19 protein-coding genes are annotated in these 22,145 nt (G+C 46.6%); 4 read left to right on the top strand and 15 right to left on the bottom strand.

All coding sequences use genetic code 11. The annotated features are described in order from the left end of the window. Positions 1-14: 14 nt before the first annotated feature. The 7 genes from recN to HBAL_RS02020 all read right to left on the bottom strand — a co-directional run bounded on the left by recN (position 15) and on the right by HBAL_RS02020 (position 8,592). Complete coding sequence (gene recN, locus HBAL_RS02050) at positions 15-1,718, bottom strand: DNA repair protein RecN (protein ID WP_015826261.1); 1,704 nt, start codon at positions 1,716-1,718, stop codon at positions 15-17. 79 nt (positions 1,719-1,797) lie between these two features. After that, positions 1,798-2,580: an outer membrane protein assembly factor BamD gene (locus tag HBAL_RS02045; RefSeq protein ID WP_015826260.1), complete on the bottom strand. Its 783-nt coding sequence runs from the start codon at positions 2,578-2,580 to the stop codon at positions 1,798-1,800. Positions 2,581-2,718: 138 nt separating this feature from the next. After that, positions 2,719-3,675, bottom strand: a complete 957-nt coding sequence (gene lpxC, locus HBAL_RS02040; RefSeq protein ID WP_015826259.1) for a UDP-3-O-acyl-N-acetylglucosamine deacetylase — start codon at positions 3,673-3,675, stop codon at positions 2,719-2,721. Positions 3,676-3,888: 213 nt separating this feature from the next. Further along, on the bottom strand, positions 3,889-5,295 hold the full coding sequence (gene ftsZ / locus HBAL_RS02035) for a cell division protein FtsZ (RefSeq protein WP_015826258.1): 1,407 nt from the start codon (positions 5,293-5,295) through the stop codon (positions 3,889-3,891). A gap of 221 nt (positions 5,296-5,516) precedes the next feature. Further along, entirely contained in the window at positions 5,517-6,812 is a 1,296-nt protein-coding gene (gene ftsA, locus HBAL_RS02030; RefSeq protein ID WP_015826257.1) for a cell division protein FtsA, read from the bottom strand. A gap of 2 nt (positions 6,813-6,814) precedes the next feature. Next, positions 6,815-7,696 carry a cell division protein FtsQ/DivIB gene (locus HBAL_RS02025; protein WP_015826256.1) on the bottom strand — a complete coding sequence of 294 codons (882 nt, stop codon included), beginning with the start codon at positions 7,694-7,696 and terminating at the stop codon, positions 6,815-6,817. After that, positions 7,684-8,592 carry a D-alanine--D-alanine ligase gene (locus tag HBAL_RS02020; RefSeq protein WP_015826255.1) on the bottom strand — a complete coding sequence of 303 codons (909 nt, stop codon included), beginning with the start codon at positions 8,590-8,592 and terminating at the stop codon, positions 7,684-7,686. Before HBAL_RS02020 ends, HBAL_RS02025 begins: the two co-directional genes overlap by 13 nt. Before the next feature lie 412 nt (positions 8,593-9,004). Here HBAL_RS02020 and HBAL_RS02015 point away from each other — a divergent pair, with 412 nt between their 5' ends. Both HBAL_RS02015 and HBAL_RS02010 read left to right on the top strand, forming a co-directional pair. Beyond that, entirely contained in the window at positions 9,005-11,056 is a 2,052-nt protein-coding gene (locus HBAL_RS02015) for a TonB-dependent receptor (RefSeq protein WP_015826254.1), read from the top strand. Positions 11,057-11,269: 213 nt separating this feature from the next. Beyond that, entirely contained in the window at positions 11,270-11,731 is a 462-nt protein-coding gene (locus HBAL_RS02010) for a glyoxalase superfamily protein (protein WP_015826253.1), read from the top strand. Positions 11,732-11,751: 20 nt separating this feature from the next. Here the strand turns inward: HBAL_RS02010 and murB are convergent, their stop codons facing one another. Next, entirely contained in the window at positions 11,752-12,669 is a 918-nt protein-coding gene (gene murB / locus HBAL_RS02005) for a UDP-N-acetylmuramate dehydrogenase (protein WP_015826252.1), read from the bottom strand. Between the two features lie 332 nt (positions 12,670-13,001). Here murB and rsgA point away from each other — a divergent pair, with 332 nt between their 5' ends. Further along, positions 13,002-14,078, top strand: a complete 1,077-nt coding sequence (gene rsgA, locus HBAL_RS02000; RefSeq protein ID WP_015826251.1) for a ribosome small subunit-dependent GTPase A — start codon at positions 13,002-13,004, stop codon at positions 14,076-14,078. A 67-nt stretch (positions 14,079-14,145) separates the two neighbouring features. Here rsgA and HBAL_RS01995 read toward each other — a convergent pair whose 3' ends face one another. Continuing rightward, entirely contained in the window at positions 14,146-14,706 is a 561-nt protein-coding gene (locus HBAL_RS01995; RefSeq protein ID WP_015826250.1) for a carboxymuconolactone decarboxylase family protein, read from the bottom strand. Positions 14,707-14,868: 162 nt separating this feature from the next. On the opposite strand from HBAL_RS01995, the gene HBAL_RS01990 reads away from it, so the two are divergent. Beyond that, positions 14,869-15,312 carry a cystatin family protein gene (locus HBAL_RS01990; RefSeq protein ID WP_015826249.1) on the top strand — a complete coding sequence of 148 codons (444 nt, stop codon included), beginning with the start codon at positions 14,869-14,871 and terminating at the stop codon, positions 15,310-15,312. A gap of 6 nt (positions 15,313-15,318) precedes the next feature. On the opposite strand, the gene HBAL_RS01985 is transcribed toward HBAL_RS01990, so the two are convergent. The 6 genes from HBAL_RS01985 to murD all read right to left on the bottom strand — a co-directional run bounded on the left by HBAL_RS01985 (position 15,319) and on the right by murD (position 22,143). Then, on the bottom strand, positions 15,319-16,260 hold the full coding sequence (locus HBAL_RS01985) for a hypothetical protein (protein WP_015826248.1): 942 nt from the start codon (positions 16,258-16,260) through the stop codon (positions 15,319-15,321). Positions 16,261-16,334: 74 nt separating this feature from the next. Continuing rightward, positions 16,335-16,895 carry a GNAT family N-acetyltransferase gene (locus HBAL_RS01980; RefSeq protein ID WP_015826247.1) on the bottom strand — a complete coding sequence of 187 codons (561 nt, stop codon included), beginning with the start codon at positions 16,893-16,895 and terminating at the stop codon, positions 16,335-16,337. 38 nt (positions 16,896-16,933) lie between these two features. Next, positions 16,934-18,358, bottom strand: coding sequence for a UDP-N-acetylmuramate--L-alanine ligase (gene murC / locus HBAL_RS01975; protein WP_015826246.1), 1,425 nt, complete (start codon positions 18,356-18,358; stop codon positions 16,934-16,936). Between the two features lie 73 nt (positions 18,359-18,431). After that, entirely contained in the window at positions 18,432-19,550 is a 1,119-nt protein-coding gene (gene murG / locus HBAL_RS01970; protein ID WP_015826245.1) for an undecaprenyldiphospho-muramoylpentapeptide beta-N-acetylglucosaminyltransferase, read from the bottom strand. Further along, positions 19,550-20,686 (bottom strand): FtsW/RodA/SpoVE family cell cycle protein, encoded by a 1,137-nt coding sequence (locus tag HBAL_RS01965; protein ID WP_015826244.1) that lies wholly within the window; start codon positions 20,684-20,686, stop codon positions 19,550-19,552. Before HBAL_RS01965 ends, murG begins: the two co-directional genes overlap by 1 nt. A 32-nt stretch (positions 20,687-20,718) precedes the next feature. Beyond that, positions 20,719-22,143, bottom strand: a complete 1,425-nt coding sequence (gene murD, locus HBAL_RS01960) for a UDP-N-acetylmuramoyl-L-alanine--D-glutamate ligase (RefSeq protein ID WP_015826243.1) — start codon at positions 22,141-22,143, stop codon at positions 20,719-20,721. Positions 22,144-22,145: the final 2 nt, after the last annotated feature.

The following is a 22,145-nucleotide window of genomic DNA, read 5'->3' as shown; positions in this document are numbered from 1 at the left end:
ATATACTATCCCGATTAAGCGCGCGCTAGCAGTCTTGTGGCAGCAGCGCGTGCTTCTTGTGTAATTTCCGCGCCAGCCAACATACGCGCGATTTCTTCCTGACGTTGATTACTTTGCAACACGTCAATCGCGGTTTCAATAGACCCTTTCTTGGCTTCGCTTTTAGAAATACACCATTGCGCATCTGCCATTGCCGCCACTTGCGGACTGTGTGTAATGGCCAAGACCTGACGCCCATTGGATAATTGCAATAATCGCTTCCCAATTGCTGCTGCCACCGCGCCGCCGACACCAACATCTGCTTCATCAAAGATGAGTGTTCCTGCCTGACCATCGCGCGCCAGACACACTTTAAGAGCAAGCGCAAAGCGCGCCACCTCACCGCCCGAAGCAATTTTATGCAATGGACCAAATTCCGCCCCCGGATTTGTACGCACCTCAAAGGCGATACGATCACACCCTGTCGGCCCAGCCTCTTCAGGTGCAACTTTATTCAGCATGACCCGAAATTCAGCTTTTTCCAGCTTGAGCGGCCCTAATTCCTTTTTCAATGCTTTGGATAAAGCATGCCCTGCTTTTGTACGCTTTACAGATAAATTCTCACTTGCAGCAATAAAGGCTTTTTCACCTTCAATTTCAGCTGTTTTTGCTTTGAGCAAAGCCTGATCGGAATGCACAATTTCATCCAATTGCATGCGCATACGTTCACGCACAGCGGCAAGCTGATCCACATCAACATCGTATTTTCGTGCCGCCGCCCGTAAAGCGAATAATCGCGTTTCTGAATTTTCCAGATCCGATGATGAAAAATCAGATGCAGACCTTAAACGCGATACACTCTCATAGGCCTCGCTAGCCTCTATCAAGGCGCGCTCTAATGCATCCGCCGCCTCAGATAATTGAAGTTTTAAAGGCGCATCATCAGGACTTTCCACAACAGCTGGCATGGAAGAGGCCCGCCCTAAAGCACGCGAGGCAGAAGATAAAACTTGCGCCGGATTGGATTTATCCAATTGCTTCAAGGCATCTTCGACAGCCTGAGCGACTTTTTCAGCTGATTGTAATTCAAGCCGCTCTTTCGCGAGCGCTTCAGCTTCGCCCTCATGCGGATCAAGCTTGTCTAATTCATCCACGGCAAATTCAAGATATTCACGATCAGCCTGTGCACGTAATAATCGGCCCTCAACAGCTTTTCGAGCTGCGATTGCGGCGCGCCATGCATCCCATGTATCAGCGCAAGCTTTTAGCTCTTTTTCCGTTTCAGCGAAGGAATCCAATAATTTACGATGCTGCGCAACCGCCAAAAGGCTTTGGCCTGCATGTTGGCCGTGAACTTCAACCAATAATTCGGACAAGGACTGCAATAAACGCGCGCTTACAGGCGCATCATTGAGATACCCTTTGGCTGATCCAGAGCCGCGCAAAATCCGGCGAATAACGATGGCTTCATCGCTATCTACATCAATATCATTATCTTTCAGGATCTGACGGACCGGATGATTAGCCGGTGGATCAAAAGTGGCTATCACAGTGGAGGATTGACACCCTGCCCGAATGGCCCCTTTCGCCGTTTTCGCGCCCAAGGCGAAGCCTAAAGCAGCGAGCAAAATTGACTTACCTGCACCGGTTTCACCGGTCAGAGCGGTAAAGCCCGTATCCAGATCAAGATCGAGGGTACGAACTAAAACAAAATCACGTATGGAAAGTGCTATCAACATAAGCCTATGGATAACACATCTAGAACAAAAACAGAACTAAAAATGTTCCGCTTTTGTTTCTTTTTTACAGTTTTGCTGTTTAGCTCTGCTTAGAGCCGTATTTTTCCATGAGTTTATAGCTGTCTCTATACCAGCGGCTCGATGGGTAATTATGCCCTAAAACAGCGGCTGCAGCTTGAGCTTGTCCGACAAGACCAATGGATAAATAGGCTTCAACCAATCTGTGCAGCGCTTCTGGTGCGTGCGTCGTGGTTTCATATTCATCTACAACACGTTTAAAACGATTTATGGCAGCAAGAAATTCAGATGATTTGAGATAATAGCGGCCAACTTCCATCTCTTTACCAGCCAATTGATCCCGCACCATATCAATTTTCAGTTCGGCATCACGCGCATATTCTGTTGTTGGGTAACGGCGCACGACATCCTGAAGCGCACTTAACGCCAATTCAGTCCGACCTTGATCACGCCCGACATCTGTAATTTGATCGAAATGCGAAAGCGCAATCAGATAATAAGCATAAGCTGCGCTTTTTGAACTTGGGTATAATGCTGTGTATTGGCCGGCACTTGCCTCTACTTCTGCATATTGTCTGGATTTGTATTGCACATAGGCCGTCATAAGCATTGCGCGCTCAGCCCATTCTGAATATGGGTGCTGGCGTTGCACTTCCTGAAATTCGAGAGCGGCGCGGTCCCATTGCTTGCGATCAACACTACGGCCGGCTTCATTATAAAGCTGCTCAACTGGTTTTTCGATATAAGCTAAATCTTTTTTACGGTCAGATGACGAACAGCTCGTCATTATCAATGCAGATGCACTAATAGTCACAAGCAAAAATGTGTTGCGTTTATTCGCCATCGTTCAACTCCATACAATCTGACGACTTGTCTACCCCACAGGCGCGCGCGCGCCAAGCTTTAGAAACAAGAGAGTGTGCAGTTTCTTGCTTGTCAGCCATTTATGGCAGAATTATAGGAAAAAAATACGGAAATAAAACTAGAAGACAGCCGGTGCGATCATGTCTGCATCAATTTTTTTCAAGCCAGCTGCATACATGGGTGCAGGTTCGGATACACGTACTTCATCGCTAACCCATTCCCAAGCAGATGTATCAGCCAATAATGCACGCACGAGCTTGTTGTTTATCGCATGTCCGGGGCGGTCGCCCTCAAACACACCTGCGATTGCGCCACCTGCGAGAAAGATGTCACCAATAGCATCCAAGATTTTGTGACGCACAAACTCATCTGCGACATGCAAACCTTCAGGGTTCAAGATTTTGTCCCCTTCTAGCGCAACAGTATTATCCATGGATGCACCCCGTGCGAGGCCCATGGACTTCAATTTTTCAAAATCACTTGTGAATCCAAATGTGCGCGCAAATGCCAAATCACGCGCAAAGGCACCAGGTGTCAGTTTGAATGTATAGCTTTGTTCACCAATTGCGGCGCTATCAAATTCGATGCGCACGCGCAGCTCGAACGGTGCGCCAACTGTTTTAGAAGGTAGCAAACGTGCAAATTTATCGCCTTCGACAACTTCAATCGGTTTTAGGATACGCAAACGACGGCGCGGCTCTTTCAATTCTTTAATGCCAACATGCTTCATTAATTGGCAATACAGACTGGAAGACCCATCCATAATTGGCATTTCTGGACCATCGATTTCAATAACCAGATTATCAATGCAAAGACCTGAACATGCAGCAAGTAAATGCTCAACAGTGGATACAGTAACACCAGCTTCATTGGCCAAAGTAGTGCCCAGCTGAACTGTGGTCACATTTGTACCAATGGCTTTGATCTCATTATCTTTGTCAGTAATATCAGTGCGTACAAACACAATTCCAGTATTTGCTTTGGCAGGCTTAAGCACCAATCTCGCGCGTTCTCCAGTGTGTACACCTATGCCGGCACAAACGGCAGGTCCTGCTAGAGTTTTTTGATACGCCATACTGTAACCTTCTGGAATGTACTCTACAAAACACAGATTCCTCTGCGTCGATCCAAGAAGTACAATATTGTACTTGATCGCCCTAAACTCAATTAAACGATTGTTTCGGGATGTTGCAATTTATCATGTTTACATAAAAAAACGTCCTTATATCAATACATAAGGACGTTTCAAATTGTAATATTCACCAAGAAATTATAGCAAATTATATTTCTAGTTGTTCGCAGAACGCCTCAAGAAAGCAGGAATCTCAAGCTCATCTTCTTCATATTCATCTGCATCTTGCTTAGCTACAGCTTCACCTTCGCTCTTCTCATCGCCGCTTGAAGATTTACCCCATCCAAAAAGAGAATTTCTTCCACCTTTAGAAGCGACCTCACTTTGAGGCTCAGGCTCTTCTTCGGCTACTGCTTCATCATCAACGCTTTGCGTGTCGTCAAATTCTTCAGCGTCCGACGCATCGTCATCCGCATCATAACTTGGGCGGCGATTGATAATTGGAGGCGCAGCTTTTGGTTCTGCTTCATCTATATTTGCGTCTTCTGCAGCTTCTTCGACGTCCTCGACCGCAGGTGTTGCATCTAGAGCAGCAGAAATAGCATCAGCAGCTGTTGGTTCGTTTTCGATTGTGACAGGCTGCGCAAAAGGACGGCTTGGCATATCCTGCTTGCCATTCTCGTCATATGTAATGCCAGTTGCTACGACTGACACACGAATTTTACCTTCAAGAGAGTGATCAAAAGTTGATCCAAGAATAATCTGCGCGTCAGGATCAACTTCCTTGCGCACTTCATTGGCCGCTTCATCCACTTCATACAATGTCATGTCATAGCCACCGGTAATGTTGATCAACACACCTTTGGCACCCTTCATGGACACATCATCAAGCAATGGGTTTGCAATAGCAGCTTGAGCCGCCTTCAAAGCACGATGTTCACCATCGGCTTCACCCGTTCCCATCATAGCCGCTTCCATGCCGGACATAACCGTACGCACATCCGCGAAATCCAGATTGATCAGACCCGGCATAACCATAAGGTCTGTCACACCGCGCACACCTTCATACAAGACTTCATCAGCCATGGTGAAGGCATCAGCAAATGTTGTGTTTGCATTGGCGATGCGGAAAAGATTTTGGTTTGGAATAATGATTAGTGTGTCGACAAAATTACGAAGTTCTTCAACACCCTGATCCGCAATCATCATGCGGCGCTTACCTTCAAAATCAAAAGGCTTGGTGACAACACCAACTGTGAGCACGCCCATTTCCTTGGCAACACGCGCAATGACCGGAGCTGCACCCGTTCCGGTGCCACCTCCCATGCCTGCTGCGATAAACGCCATGTGTGCGCCTTCAAGCTGAGCTTTGATTTCTTCGATTGATTCTTCGGCAGAGTCCGCGCCAACTGATGGCTTGGCACCCGCACCCAGACCTTCAGTCGTTTTCATTCCCAGCTGAACTTTGTGGTCCGCCTGAGATTGAAGCAACGCCTGACTATCGGTATTTGCTACGATGAATTCCACGCCCTGAAGCTTGGATTCGATCATGTTGTTTACGGCATTGCCTCCGGCACCACCGACTCCAAAAACGATTATACGTGGTTTCAACTCTACCGGCATGGTGCCGCACCTCGTCAGAAATATAGCCAGAACGATCCGTACCGCTAAAGTATTGGCCGTCCATAGGGGATCTTACTCATCAAACTAAGCAAATATGCCTAAGTGCAAGTTAACCTGTTACAGTATTTCTGCAATAACTTTTACGTTTATCAGACGAGACAACGGGTATTATCTCCCAAAATTAGGAAATACTATGACGAAGCCGAAAAAATTATGCGTTTCTAGAAATTTTCACGTAGCCAATTCGTGGCTTTTCGGAAAATGGATGCGCCAGTCGGTGCGACTCGCATCTTGCCTAGCATTGGCGCAACAGCACCTGCACCGCCACTCATTTCCCATTTCAGCAGACCTGAAACAGCAGAAAATGTTGGTACTTGATAGGTTTCACCAAGGCCGGTTACCCGCGCAGGACGCGCCATGCGAACAGGTGCGCGGAAGACTTCTTCAGCCACATCTCGAATACCCGGCATTTGGCTCGCGCCACCAGTAAGTACGATACGTCTCGGCAACGGCCGGTATTGTGCAGACGCTTTGGACAAACGCTTTTCGAGCAATTCCAGCATTTCTTCAAAACGTGGGCGCAACATATTTGTCAATTCGGCTTTTGACGTGGTTCCAGCTTCAAGCCGACCATCTTCACCCAACCTTGGCGCATCGACCACATCAAAGGCATGCACTTGGGTGAGCGCCACAGCGCCGTGTAGTGTTTTTAAACGTTCAGCCGCCGCAAATGTTGTACCTAAGCCTTGCGCCAAATCCGATGACGCACGTGATCCACCAACAGGAACACTGTCAAGATACACAAGATTTCCCTCATAGAAACACGCCGCACTTGTGACGCCGCCGCCCATATCAATGACAGTTGCGCCCTGCTCAATCTCATCTTCGACAAGAACAGACAAGCCAGCAGCATAAGGAGAAGCCACGATAGACACAGGATTTAGATGTGCGCGCGTGACGCACTGCGCTATATTTTTCAGCGGTGCAGATGGACCAGACACGACAAGCATTGTCACCGTCAGCCGTGTCGCAATCATACCACGCGGATCTTTAACACCGCCTGCGCCATCAAGGCCAAAGCCTAAAGGTGTGGCATGTAAAATTTGGCGATCAGGTGCTTGATAGGTTGAAAGTGCAGAATTTATCGCATCCCGCACATGCATTTGGGTGATTTCACGATTTCCAACATTCACACCGCCCTCAAGATAATTGCTCTTGAGGTTAGGGCCAGAAATTCCCAGCACAATATCTGTAATTCGAGTATCAGCGGCGCGTTCAGCTTGCTCGACTGCAACGCGGATAGAGCGCTCAAGCGCATCCATATCCGTCACAGCGCCATTTTTTACGCCGCGTGACAGCTGATGCCCAGCCCCAACGACGTGGACACTTTTACTGCCTTCAGCATTCTTGGAAATCAAACATGCAACTTTGGAGGAACCAATATCTAACGCCGCCAAGAATGGCGGTTTGCCAGCAAGTTTATCTCGCATTGTTATTCGGCTAGCCAAAGTCGACATAATTAAGCCCCCCCGGACTTGTCATCTATTTGCGAACTCTGATCATAGGCAGCACGTGCTTCGCCTAAACCAACCGCAAATCTTTCTAAGTCTCTCGCATCAATACGCGTGACTTCTGAATCTTCTGCTAACACACCGGTGGCTTCATCTAAATTATAAACGGCAAGCAAAGCTTCATCGACTTGTGCATCTTCAGGCAAAGCAATTTCAAGACCGCTATCTAAACGCAGATCCCAACGGCGCCCACCAACACGCATAGCCACTTCCAGATGTTCTGAAATTTGCGGGTGTAATTTTAATTGTGCGAGCAATTCTGGAGCAGCATATCCACCTGCCGGTCCGACAACACGCGGTAGCTCGACATATTCAGCTGGATCTTCACCATCCATCGGTTTTCCAACCTGATCGACAACTTTCCACTCGCCATCTGTCTGCCAGAGCGCCAATGGACGACGATTTTCCGCTAGAATCCATATGTCATTGGGCCATTGACGCAGTACGCGCACTTCAGAAACATTTTCGACGCTCGCTTCGATACGCTCTTTAATAACGAACGGATCAGCACGGAACATGTTTGAATCAACAGGAATAGCGACCGCATTTAAAACATCTGCTTTTGTGCGTGGGTCTAATCCCTCAATCGAAATTTTCGTAACTGTAAATCCAGCAGATTTAGCCGTAGCGTCCAGTCCACCTTGAATACGTTCATCAATGGAGGCCAAAGACCCGCCCATCCACGCCGCAACAGCGACCATGACGGCACCAGCTGTGACTGTCCCGAAAGCATAAGTAGATAATTGTTCCGTCAATATCGTTGCCGGTACAACTTCTTGAGGCTTTGCCTGCCTCTTACCTTGTTGTGACTTGCTTCTCACCTGTGACATGAAGCGTCCTCTATCATCCAACGTACCAGCTTCTCATAACTAATGCCCTTATGCGCTGCCTGTTCAGGTACAAGCGAAGTCGGGGTCATGCCTGGCTGGGTATTTGTTTCTAATATTACCAATCTTTTTGTGTCGTCATCATACCGAAAATCAGAACGTGATACGCCGCGACACCCTAATGCATCATGAGCGATAAGCGCGGCATCAAGCGCGGCTTGTGTCACTGCATCAGATATTTCTGCAGGAATTACGTGTTTTGATCCTCCCGCCTCATATTTGGCTGAGTAATCGTAATAATCTCTTAAAGTCGTGATCTCTGTGACCGCTAAAGCTTCATTTCCCATGACTGATACGGTTAATTCTCGTCCAGGAATGAATTGTTCGACTAAAACAGAGTCGCCAAAGCCCCATTTAGGATCAAGTAATTCTGCTGGTGGGCGATTAGCCCCTTCAGGCACAATCAACACACCAAAAGAAGACCCTTCCGCAATAGGTTTTACAACATAAGGCGGCTTCATCACATGTTCTGCGGCAACATCTTCTTTTGCATAGACGCCGCCCTCAGCGACAAGCAGCCCCATACGCGCATAAACATTGCGAGATTTGGCTTTGTCCATTGCTAAAGCTGAAGCCAAAACACCTGAATGCGAATAAGGTATCTCAAGAATTTCCAACAGCCCCTGTACGCACCCATCTTCTCCATACGGGCCATGCAGCGCATTCAGTACGACGTCTGGATTAGCTTCTTTTAGCTGATTGGATAAATCACGCGTGATATCTATTTCAACAACGTCGAAACCTTCATTGCGGGCAGCTTGCGCCATACCACGGCCAGACGATAACGAGACTTCTCGCTCCGATGACCATCCACCCATTATGACTGCTACGCGATTCATTCTTTGATCTCCTTGGACCTCAATTCTGGCCTCTTAAGGTTAAACAAACCTGCGCGAAAATACATAAAATTTGATCTATTTTTCTAACCACATACTATAATTTATAAATATCATTAAAAATCATACTCTTAACAAAAAATTACATCCGCTTAAGAATTGTAAAACATTGCGATAAACACCTACAAAACACCATTTTTTGTTACGTCCGCCCCTCCTGATGGTTAAGAAACGCTCTTCAACACGAAATTTGACCTAAGCTAAGCCACAAAAAGTCAGGAAATTGTGAGAACTTGCGTTTTAGAAATTGTGTTCCGACCCAATATACATTACAGAAAATTAATCTAGTTGACAGAATCAAGCTACATGCGTAACACAGGTGCTACTTAGATAGTTATTTCGCTAAAGGTTTCATATGTCCAGCTTCAAATATATTGCCGGTTTGGCAGCTTTATGTCTGACGACACCACACACCTTTGCGCAAAACACACCTGCCCAGCAGACCTCATCATCTGTCTATAAATTATCAGATTTCATCCAATTTGCACCGCGCACTGCTAAAGATCTCATCTCGAATGTTCCCGGATTTAATATTGTAGAAGCAGACCAAAAACGCGGCCTCGGACAGGCGGGTGGAAATGTTCTTATCAATGGAAAACGCATTTCAACCAAATCTAGCAGCCTGCAAGATATTCTTGATCAAATACCCGCATCGAATGTTATCCAAATTATCGTAGATGATGCATCCTACTTTAATATACCGGGCCTTTCTGGAATTATCGCCAATATCGAAACCCAATCAACGGGCTTTAAAACTCAATGGGAATGGAACCCTGTGTTTCGTAATCACCGAAGCGCTTCGCTGTCGGCTGCCAAAATGACAATGACAGGACAAAAAGGCCCTTTTGATTTCAATTTATCTCTAGAGAACGCAGCCAGTAGAAATAATAGCCGTGGCCCCGAAGAATTACGCGATAACAATGGTGTATTGTTCGAAAGACGCGATGAATATTTTCATTATGATGAAGATGCTCCTTCAATATCCACTTTCATCGGATATGAGAGCCCGACAGGAAACCTCGGCTCACTTTATATCAATTATGAAAAGGAAGACTGGGCTTTTACCGAATGGTCTAAACGCACACCTGTAAATGACACCGCTTACCTACATATTTTCACCGAGTCAGAGCAAGAAACAATAGCTGAAATTAACGCTGATTATGAGTTTGAAATTGCTGGTGGACGGTTAAAACTCATTGGCCTTCATGGTATAGAAGAAAGCCCTTATTTTAATCAGATTCATACAGCCTTAAATGATACCGATTTTGAAAATGGTCGCGCTTACACAAATACCGACACAGAAACAGAATCCATTCTTCGCAGCGAATATTCTTGGTCTGTTGATGGAAATAAGGATTGGCAGATATCGGCTGAGACAGCTTTCAATACTTTAGAAAGCAACAGTCTTGAATATAGGCAAGCAGTGGACAACCCCAAATTCGAGGCATTGGAAAACACGGCAACATTCGACGAAGTCAAAGAACAACGAGCTGAATTAAATATCACTTACGGAAGCCCGATCTCGTCCAAGATTAATCTACAATCTTCTTTGGGTGGTGAGTATTCACAGATCACACAAACGGGAACTGGCGAATCTGAGCGTTCATTCTTCCGCCCTAAAGGGTTTCTAAATCTCAGCTATGTGCCTAAAGACGATCTGACATTCACCACGCGGTTGGAACGCCAAGTTGGTCAACTCAATTTTGGTGATTTCATAGCCTCTCGTGATATTGCAGAAGGCAATGACAACGCGACCAACACAGATATCGTGCCCGAGCAATCATGGAAATTGATGCTAGAAATGACGAAACAGCACGGCCCCTATGGGTCTGTCACTTTGGTTGTTTCAGGTGAACAAGTTGAAGATATTGTTGAACAAATTCCCCTTGATGCTTTTAGCGAAGCTCCCGGGAACCTTGATTCTGCGCAACGTTTTGAAGCCGAGATATCTGGCACATTTAAATTCGAGCCATTAGGGATTAACGGCCTCAAACTCGATTACCAAGCAGCCGCATATGATTCCAACCTCAAAGACCCTCTGACCAATAATGACCGTCGCATTGGCGGACAAACAATGTCTGATGTCGAATTTGATCTACGCTATGATATTCCCAATACAGATTGGGCAATTTATGGAAATTACCATCGCGTCAGATCGACTTTTGACCCTCGCCTCAATCTAAACGTTCGCGAATATAACGACATTCCTTTCACAAAAATAATCCTCGAGCATAAAGACATATTCGGCATGCAAGCCGCTTTGGGTGTTCGTAATCTTGGAAACCAAGAAGAAAGCCTGTTTAAAGAAATCTATGTTGATCGCCGAGATGGGCCCGTCAAACGCACTGAATACCGCACGCGCAGATATGAGCCTTATGTTACGTTTTCTCTGAGGGGTGAATTCTAACGCATATTTGACAATCTAATATTTCCAAATTAAATGGCAGCAAGGTCCATGCAGCCTGCCGCTCGTTGGTTTATGCCATTGGTGAATTGCTTGGTCGGGTAACCGATCTTTTTCTTCAGAGCCTTTCCCGTTTTCGGGGCCTTTCATCAGGCGGTCTGTTGGTAATACGAGCACCAGCTTTAATTTGACCGCGTTTTAAAAGGATTTCGTCTCATGAAGACATCTTCTAAACGCCTACCCTCCACGATTTCTGGTGCAAAAGAGTTTGCCAAATCTTTGCGCCGATCGCATGCAGAAAACCATACACCCATTTCACATTCCAAAGCGCTGGAATTAGCAGCACAGAAATTGGGTTTTGTTGATTGGAACACTGCAGCGGCGCGGCTGAGCAATCGACCTAAATTTGAACCTCAAATTGGAGATATGGTCGAAGGCCTATATCTAAAACAGCCATTTACCGGCACGATTTTATCCGTTCGCATGATGGGCGGCGGTAGCCATTATCAAATCAGTGTACATTTTGATGAAGCTGTTGATGTGGTGAGTTTTGACTCATTTTCAGCCTATCGTCAGCGCATCAATATCACCCTTGATAGTGAAGGTATGAGTGTTCACTCTACAAGCGATGGCGAACCGCATATGACCATAGATAATACATTATCAGACGTGGTATAGACGCAATTCAGGCCGTGCCATTAAATGGCGCGGCCTATGCGTTTGATTTCCCAGCGCAGATCGACGCCGGAATTTTCTTTAACTTTGGCGCGCACCTTTTCGCCAAGCTCTTCAATATCAGAAGCTGTAGCATCGCTTGTATTGATCATGAAATTACAGTGTTTTTCAGACACCTGAGCACCGCCAACGCGCGCACCGCGCATGCCTGCTTCATCAATTAATTTCCAGCATTTGCGCTGATCAGGCGTTCCGGGAGGGTCTGGATTGGCAAAAGTTGATCCGCCTGTTTTCTCACGGATGGGCTGTGCTTCTTCACGGCGTTTTTTTAAGGCTTCAATCCGCTCTTTGACAATGGCAGGCTCGATAATATTGCCCCGAAACAACGCTTCCACAAATATGAGATCTTCAGGGGCCTCACTATGGCGATAGGAATAACCAAAATCTCTGTTGACGAGTGTCACCCAATCGCCTTTGCGCGTGAGTGCAATTGCCTCTACCAACACATCAGCGGTTTCTTGTTCATAGCAGCCCGCATTCATACGCAAAGCGCCACCAATTGTGCCGGGAACACCAGAGAAAAACTCAAGGCCGCTTAATCCAAACATCGCAGCCTTTTGGGATACTTTGCTATCAAGCGCAGCGGCACCTGCGACCAATTCATTGCCCTGCACACGGATTTTACCAAAAGCGGGCGTCAATCTAATCACAACACCTTCTATGCCGCCATCGCGTACAATTGTGTTGGAAGCAGCACCTAGAACTGTGATGGGTATATCTAGGGGAAGCGCTTTTAGAAAATCAGCCAGATCGTCTGGATCAGCTGGCAGATACAAGACATCCGCTTTTCCGCCCACACGAAACCATGTGAAGGGTTTTAGCTCTGCATCAGCAATCAATTTGCCGCGCACTTCAGGCATTTTAGAGATTAAATCAGTCATAAAAGGCCAATAGCGCGGTTTGCATTTGATGACTAGCTTTCATGGTAAAATCCCAATTTTGATCGCATTTTTTATGCATTCAGCGACATAAAATCGTCTTTGCAACAATATGACTTACTTGAATTAAATCATGCATTATGCGAACTTGGTGTATCAGTTTGGAGATTTTATGTCCCGTTAAGGAAGGGAAGTATGAATGCTTCCCAATGCAAATTTGAATCACATGAGACCCTACCAACGATCGGTATCGGGATTGATCATTTGCAATCTCACCCTAAACGGACACGTATGCTCTGGCTATGCCAGCTGCAAATACATGAAAGCTCAAACGCATGACGCGTGATTTTTCTCAATTTTTACCAAACCAATCCAAAGCCCAAAAAACAGAACATAAATTATCCACCCTAGACATATTAGGCTGGCAGCCTTTTTTTGCGCAGCAAGTGAGTGCTGAAGAAATATTAGAAACGCCGCCGGTGCGGATCATCGAAATCCATCGCAATAGTCTGCATGTGTTAGGTGAAGACATAGATACGCTCATCCCATCAGGACCGGATGCGACGGTCGGCGATTGGTTGCTTTATAATCCCAAATTACCAAATTCGAGCAAAGTCCTTGAACGCAAAAGCGTGTTTCAACGCCGCGCTGCTGGTACGGCATGGGATTTACAGCTCATCGCGGCCAATGTGGACACGGCCTTTATCGTCTCATCCTGCAATCAAGATTTTAATATTGCCCGCTTAGAACGCTATATCGCTTTAGCGTTAGAGGCTGAGGTAACGCCAGTTATCATTTTAACGAAAATCGACCTGTGCGAGGATGCAACGCCCTATATTGAGCAAGCACAATCCATTTCTGATCTCGTCACGGTGGTTACCCTTGATGCGCGTGGAGAAGAACCACAACAAAAGCTCGCGCAATGGTGTCGTCCGCGACAAACGCTTGTGTTTCTTGGTTCATCGGGTGTTGGAAAATCCACACTCACCAATGCCCTTGCGGGAAAATCAGATATAGCCACGCAGGCTGTTCGCGAAGACGATGACAAAGGCCGCCACACCACAACAACGCGGCAATTGCACATGTCCCCTCAAGGCTTCACGATTTTGGATACACCCGGCATGAGAGAGATACAGCTCACCGATGCTGCTGCTGGTGTAAGTGATTTATTTTCTGATTATCAAGAGATTGCACATCAGTGCCGTTTCAGGGATTGCAAGCATGAGACCGAACCGGGTTGCGCAATTCAAGCAGCACTTGAGACTGAAGAAATAGACTCAGTACGCGTGGCAAGATGGAAGAAACTTGTCGCAGAAGAACAATTCAATTCATCCACTTTGGCCCAGCGCAAATCCAAAGATAAATCCTTAGGCAAGCTAATCAAACAAGTGAAAAAGAATAGCCGCAAATAAGATGAAGGCCGCTCCAAATTTCTGGAACGGCCTTTTTCAATTCTGAGTATTGAAACGATGGAGTGTTTTATCTTTCGTCTGGGTGAGTCCATGCAAACTTAGAAAAAGCATCGTCTACTGGTGTGTGAGCGACATGGTTTGTGTAGTTAGACAGCGTTTTATGCGCCAAGCCCAAAATCACATCCAAAACGGTTGTTGTGTCATAGCCATGCGCAAATAATGCTTGCGTTTGCTCGTCTGTAACCACGCCGCGCTGTGCCAGCATTTGACGGGTAAATTCTGCAAGGGCTTCAAGTTTTGCATCAGGAATAGTTTTACCTTCACGAAGCGCTTCAATTACATCGTCTGATATGCCTTGAGATTTTGCAATCCCTGTATGCGCTGGCACACAGTAATGGCAATTATTCTCATAGTTAATCACTTGCCAGACAACATTACGCTCATCTGTAGTCAATGAGTTGGAGCTGAACGCTTCTGCTAGGTATTTATAAGATTTTAAAAGCTCTGGGCTTTGCGCCATTGTCGCATATAAATTTGGCACAAAACCGTTGGCTTTTTGTGCTCCTTCCAAAATCTCTTTGGAGGCCTCAGGTGCAGTCTCTGCAGTGTGAAGTGTGTATTCAGTCATTATCGTCTCCTTAGAGAATATGAGTGCTGCCTCACTCATAGATAGTGTTGAATACTGTGGCTCAAAGCGGCGTCTTCCTCACTTTTGCGTGAAAATGACTCAAAGCTATGCTAGCCAATAGAATATCAAATAATCTCAACCATTTTATATGAGAGACATTTCATGAAACGTTCAGTGATAAGCCTGCTCACACCTTTCGCACTTCTTATTTCCTGCAACAGTCATGAAACACATAATTCAATGCCAAAATCACCTGCTCTTCCGCCGCCACCCTTCGAAGCCCCAACAAACCCAGAAACCACAGAAATAGATAATTTTTCTGAAAAAGATTTGCTTGTCGGCGGGTATGCACCTGCTGATATCGATGATGAAAGCGCAATTAAAGCAAAAGAAATGGTGATTGACGCGATTTATAAGAAATTTCCTACGCGGGCACTCGTCGATAAAGTTGAGATGCAGGTACAAGTCGTGGCTGGATTAAACTATAAATTCCGTATTGAAATGTCGGGTCCACAAGCCACGCGTGATGTTTTCTCTGGTGTTGTCTATAGAAACCTAAAAGACAGATTTGAATTGACTAGTTTGAACCAAATACAAGGCAAATAATTAGTTTTAGGCTGCCACGGATACAAGCGTTCCCGGAATAGGCATGGCCGCTTTGACATCGCGTTCAAAGTCGATCACGTCCTCGCGCAATTCCTCAAACTCCTTGTCAGCCTCTTCAAACTCTTTGCTTTTTTCTGCCTTATCTGGAATTGTGAAGACCGCTTTTTTCTTGGTGTGCTCAAACTCTAATTCGAGCAGTTTACTAAAACCTCGCACTTCATTGATGAAGTTCATATTGTCCATATAGGCAGCATATTGAGGTGAATCTTTTGCTTTCACCCATTTAATATCAGCTTTTTCGACCTGCTCACTGTATGCGGCCTGAGCGGCATTGCGTTGAGACGCCAGCGCACTGACAGAACTATCTGTTCCATCCATATTCTGCTCTGATAAGTCTCCCCCGTTTTGAGCACTACGTTCCGCATCTTCTACCGTGTTATCAATGTCATCTTCGGTTGGAGGCTGATCTTCTGCTTGTTCATCGGTTTCACTGGTGCTTGATAAATTAGATCCTGCTGTCATAGTCGTCATGCTTGGAGCGCTTTGACCAATTTCTCCCAAAGCTTTGGACGCATCGGAAAACATTTTAACAGCCGCTTTTAATTGCTTGGCAATACGCCCCAGCTGGCGTGCCATTTCTTTTGGATCATTAGCCCAGACTTCTTTGATAACTTTAAACTCTTCCCTCAGACGCTGTATATCTTCCCGCGCTTGAGTTTTCTTCCGTTGGAGCGCTATTTCTTCGGGATCGCCCTCAAGCTCACTCACGTCTTCATCCGTCTTGTTTGCATGAATTTGACTACGAATTATCGCATTAAATTCTTCTGGGGTTTTCTTAGAAAGTTGCGTTTGCGAAGTCTCAGAATTATTGGAATCACGTCCTTGCGTCTCGCCTATAATAGGCTGACGATAGAGGGTCGCATTCGACTGAACGATCAACAAACTCATAATAAACACTCACTTTGAATGTTTATCCAAACACATTTTGCTTAAATCCAGATGTAGCGCGAGCTCAAAACCGATTAACTCTTTGAGGAATTTGTTAACGATTGGCGATTGAGCGCCCATTGGTGTGCTGTTTGCCCCCAAACATTGACAGGTTCAGTATTGAGCGGAGCAGGTAGAAAAACATCTCGCTTCATCAATACAGATCCCAGACGTTTTGCTAACTTTTCAGACGCCAAATTCTCACTGTCTATTGTATGGATAATTGTACTCCAGCCCAAATGCTCGACCGCATAATCCATGCTGATAGCTGCTGCTTCAAGCGCGTAGCCTTTTCCCTGAGCGGAATTTCGTATTCCCCATCCCACTTCAGTTCCTGGCCACCCCTCTGGTTGCCATGGACCGATGCGACCAATCCATTCATTGCTGGATTTTTCAATAACAGAAAACATGCCTATGCCGTATGCTGACCAGCTTCCCATCATTATCATCATGGCACGCCAAGCGACTGCGCGATTCATCGCACCGCCTATAAAGCGCGCATCCTCTTCATCGGCCATAAATGCTGCCCAAGCATCAAAATCGTCTGCTATGGGAGGGCGTAGGATCAGTCTTTCTGTTTCTAATACATTAGACATGATGTTCCTTTCCCGCAAATCAAGCTTTCGGCAGCGCGCTATTTCTTCAGGTTTTCCGCCAGTGAATTTGCATAATTTGTGATGTCACCCGCTCCCAAACATACGACCATATCACCCGGCTTTGCATACGCTTTTATGGCTTCTGGGAGTGCTTCTAAACTTTCAAGAATACCAACATCTTTATGGCCATGCTGACGAATAGATTTCACAAGCGTCTCGTGATTTATGCCTTCAATTGGTGTTTCTCCGGCTTCATACACAGGCGGGATCAACACAATATCAGCCATGTCAAAGCAGGTTGAAAACTCTGAGAAAAGGTCATTCAAACGTGAATATCGGTGAGGTTGCGCAACTGCGATTACGCCGCCTTGGCCTTGCATGGACCGCGCAGCCTTGAGCACAGCTTCAATCTCAACAGGGTGATGTCCATAATCGTCAATAATGCGGACAGGCTCTTTGCCTGCTTCGATTTCCCACTCCCCTGCCGGCGTGAAACGACGCTTGACGCCGCCAAAGCCAGAAAGACCTGCAAGGATTTGATCATCACTTGCACCAAGCTCTAGCGCAACTGTGACAGCAGCTAGAGCATTTTGCACATTATGATCGCCCGCCATTGGCAAAGTTGCACCTTTAATCATGCGCGGTGTCGCAGAACCAGGGCGACGTAGCGCAATATCAAAATGTGCGCCTTTTAAATCTGTTCTTAGATTAACTGCACGTACATCCGCCTGACGGTTGAACCCATAAGTAATGCGGCGGCGGTCCACAATTCGCGATGCAAGCGCCTGCACTTCAGGATGGTCCGTACACAAAACAGCAAAGCCATAAAAGGGAATATTTTCAACAAATGTATCAAAAGCAGCCCGTAGATTTTCCATAGAGCCATAGTGCTCCATGTGTTCAGGGTCTATATTCGTAACGATGGCAGCCGTTGGCGAAAGCTTGGTAAAAGTACCATCGCTTTCATCAGCCTCAAGTACCATCCAGTCACCTGCACCCGCTTTGGCATTTGATCCATATGCATTCACAATACCGCCATTGATAACGGTAGGGTCAATATCGGCAGCATCCAGCAAAGATGACACCATAGTTGTGGTTGTCGTTTTTCCATGCGTACCAGCGACACAAACGGTCCATTTCATACGCACTAATTCCGCCAGCATGTTTGCGCGGCGAACCACCGGAATCCCCGCAGCACGCGCCGCATCAACTTCAGGGTTTCCCGCTTTAATAGCTGAAGAAATAATCACCGCACCAGCATTAGCAACATTTTCCGCTTCATGACCAATGAAGATCCTAGCACCTTTTTTACGAAGACGGTCCAGATTTGGGCCTTCCCTCATATCAGACCCTTGAACCTGATATCCCATGGTGAGCATGATCTCAGCGATACCGGACATTCCAATTCCGCCAATACCAACAAGATGTGCGGGGCCGAGGTCAAATGGTGATGGGTTTTTCATAGAAATTGATCTTCTGGTCTAGTGGTCTGTGTGTAGCAGTCTTCAATTGGTATCTTCCTGACAGGGAAATACGCTAAAGATTCGCTGCTTTTATGGCAATGTCGGCTAATTCTTCAGCTGCCGTCAATGGGCCTAACGCTTTGGCCGCTGCTGCGCGCAATTCAAGGTCACCTCCAGGGCCCAATAGCTCCTCTAGGACATGCGCCAAAGCCGACTTTGTAAACTCTTTTTCGAGAATAACTTCAGCGCCGCCGCCAGCTTCTAGACTTTCCGCATTGGCACGCTGATGATCATCCATAGCAATACCAAGAGGGATTAAGATAGCGGGACGACCGGCTACGCAAAGCTCTGTCACTGTGCCTGCGCCTGAGCGGGCTATAACAAGATGCGTTACGGCAAGTCGCTGATCCATATCATTGAAAAATGGTGCTAACTCACATGTCACGCCAGCGGCATCATAAATTGCTTGTACGTTTGGAATTTGATCTTCCCTAACTTGCTGCACCATATGCAAATGGCTGCGCAGGCTTTCTGGCAATTGCTCAATAGCAGCGGGCACAACTTCACCAAACATTTTTGCGCCTTGGCTTCCGCCCGTTACAAGTAAATTGATTTTAGTATCGGCGGTCACCGCTGGATAAGGCAGATCACGGATCGCCAATATCGGCGCGCGCACAGGGTTTCCAACCTCTATGCGATGGCTTTCAGCTTCTTTGGGTATTCGATCAAGACGTCCAAAACCAGACGCAACTGTTACAGCATGTTTTGCAAATAAGCGGTTCACGCGGCCTAAGACTGCGTTTTGTTCATGAATGATAATTGGAACATGCAACGCCTTAGCGGCAGATAAAGACGGGAAACTTGGATACCCACCAAAACCAGCCACAAGTGCAGGCTTCACTCGCTTCATGTGTTTTTTTGCGGCACCGATGCCTGCTTTGATTTTTAATGCAGACACAATCAGCTTGTCAGGACGTTTTGAACCAATGGTTGCTGCTTTTACCTGCTCAATCCATTCGGCTGGAAAATTCTCAACATATTTCATGCCGCGATCATCAGTGACCAGACCAACCCGCCAACCGCGCTTGACCATTTCAGTGGCAAAAGCTTGCGCGGGAAACATGTGTCCACCCGTTCCGCCAGCTGCAATTATCACCAATGGAGAAGCATCATTTGAAGGGAGATTTGTCATCAGGGAATAAACCGTCTCATCGAAATTTCAGGGCGTCGCCGCGTTAAGGCTAATGCGAACCCCAGAGTTAGCGCCGATCCCAATAAAGAGCTACCTCCCGATGAAATAAAAGGAAGCGTCATTCCCTTATTGGGTATAAGTGCAATATTCACACTGATATTAATCGCAGCTTGGATGCCAAACAATGTGAACAAGCCAACAGCTGCTGCTCGCGGATAAGGGTCTGGATGACGTGACGCAGTGAGTACGCCGCGTACTGTGATGACTGCAAATAAAATAATAAGCGCCACACACACAAACAAGCCAAACTCTTCGCCAATCACAGAATATATAAAATCTGTATGTGCATCAGGAAGATCATGTTTGATTTGCCCTTCCCCCATACCCGCCCCCATAAGGCCGCCACGTTCAATTGCTTCACGTGCTGTATCAATCTGATAAGTGTCATATTCAGAGGGGTTTATAAATGAATTCACGCGGTGACGCACATGCGGAAAAAATGTGAACAAACTTCCACCCAAGGCGACAAACCCAGCGCCCAAACCAAACACCCAAGACAAGGAAATCCCAGAAACAAAAAATGCAGCAAGGAAACCAGCTGTTAAAAGTGCCGATTGCCCCACGTCCGGCTGAAGCAATAAAAGTCCCATTGTTGCCGCGTAGAGAATAAACGCCACTAATGTCCACGGTGCATTAGGGAAATGCTCACGCTGTGCCAAAAGCCAGCCAATAATCAAGACAAGAGCGGGTTTAACAATTTCCGAGGGTTGAAAAGTCGTTCCCGCAATACGAATCCAACGCTGCGCGCCTTTGGCTTCATGCCCAAAGAGCAGAATATAAGCCATCAGCAGAAACCCTAAGAAAAATACAATCCCCGCAACACGCCTCGCCCAAGGCGGCGTCAAAATCGACGTACCGACAAGCAATATAGCAGCACACGCCATAAAAAAGGCCTGCCGATACACAAAATGATAAGGATCAGAAAAGCCAATCCGTTCAGACGCAGCCGGCCCTGCTGCCAACGATACAAGAAGCCCCACGCCCATTAAGAGAAAAAGGCTGGCTAGCATCAATTTATCGACAGTTCTCCACCATTCCGCCAACAGTGATCTATCGGAACGCGCAAAGCTAGTCATGTATAGCCAATTCCCGGTTCTGTATCAGCCTATCAGGCGATGATTTTACTCTTTTTTTTAAAGTCCATTTCGATCGCGTGAACTTGGTTTTTAAAAGCATCACCACGCGCTTCAAAATCTTTGAACTGATCAAAACTGGCGCATGCCGGCGAAAAGAGAATAACAGGATCTTTGATACCTGATGCCAACGCATCTTTATACGCTGCAGCAACAGCTACATCCAAGGTTCCACAATTCATTGTTGGCGTCTTGCCTTTCAGCGTATTGCTGAAATCAGACATAGCGTGACCAATCAAATAGGCTTTCTTGATACTTGAAAAATACGGCGCTAGCGCATCAATGCCATCATCCTTGGCGCGGCCACCTGCAATCCAGAAAGCATTGGGATAAGCGCGCAAGGCTTGCTCAGCTGCTTGTGAATTTGTCGCTTTGGAATCGTTGACAAAGGCGACACCATTGACGCTTCCAACGCTTTCAAGACGGTGCTCCAGACCAGGGAATGAATTCAAACCATCAATTATTTCGGAGGCATCCAAACCAAGAGACTGACATGCAGCATAAGCCGCGGCGGCATTTTGGTGATTGTGCTGTCCCGGCAATGCCCGCGCGGATGAAAGATCAACGGACGTTTCTGCATGACCAGAAAGACTGTCAGATAACATTCCTTCTAGAACTGATACACCGCGTCCTAGCGCCATCTCAGCAGATACCGGACAGACACGGCGCGTGTTTTCAGCAGCTAAACGTGTGCATAATATCTGAGTACGCATGTCATCCACACCGATCACGGCAGTATCAGCAGATGTCTGGTTGCGGAAAATACGGTTCTTTGCCGCAACATAACCCTGCATTCCACCATGTCGATCAAGGTGATCAGGAGAAACATTCAAGAACACAGCGACATCGCAACGTAAACTATCAATCAAGTCCAGCTGATATGAAGACAATTCCAATACATAAATAGAGTTCGCATTCATCGCTTTTAGATCAAGAACACCAACACCTATATTCCCTCCAACGCGCACATCGCGCCCAGCACGTTCTAGAATATGACCGATAAGAGCCGTCGTTGTTGATTTACCGTTCGTGCCAGTAATTCCAACAATTTTCGGGCGTGCATAAGCGGGCAATTCTGCCACAGCACGCGCAAACAACTCCATGTCACCCACAACGGGGACACCAACCATTTTAGCCATTTTCACAACGCGGTGAGGCTCTGGGTATTTGAACGGAATGCCCGGAGATAGCACTAACGCTGAGAATTTTTGCCAGTCCATTTTATTGATGTCAGCAATTGTCAGACCTGCTTCTGCTGCTTTTTCACGTGAGATCTCATTGTCATCCCATGCATGAACACGGGCACCACCTGCCATAAGAGCACGCGCCGCAGAGATTCCTGTCCGGCCCAAGCCGAAGAGAGCAACATCTTTACCTTTGTATACGGAAACGGGGATCATGC

The organism is Hirschia baltica ATCC 49814 (genome assembly GCF_000023785.1).
Classification (GTDB): Bacteria; Pseudomonadota; Alphaproteobacteria; order Caulobacterales; family Hyphomonadaceae; genus Hirschia; species Hirschia baltica.
Note: the sequence above shows the minus strand (reverse complement) of the source record. Positions and strands in the feature narration are given on the sequence as shown.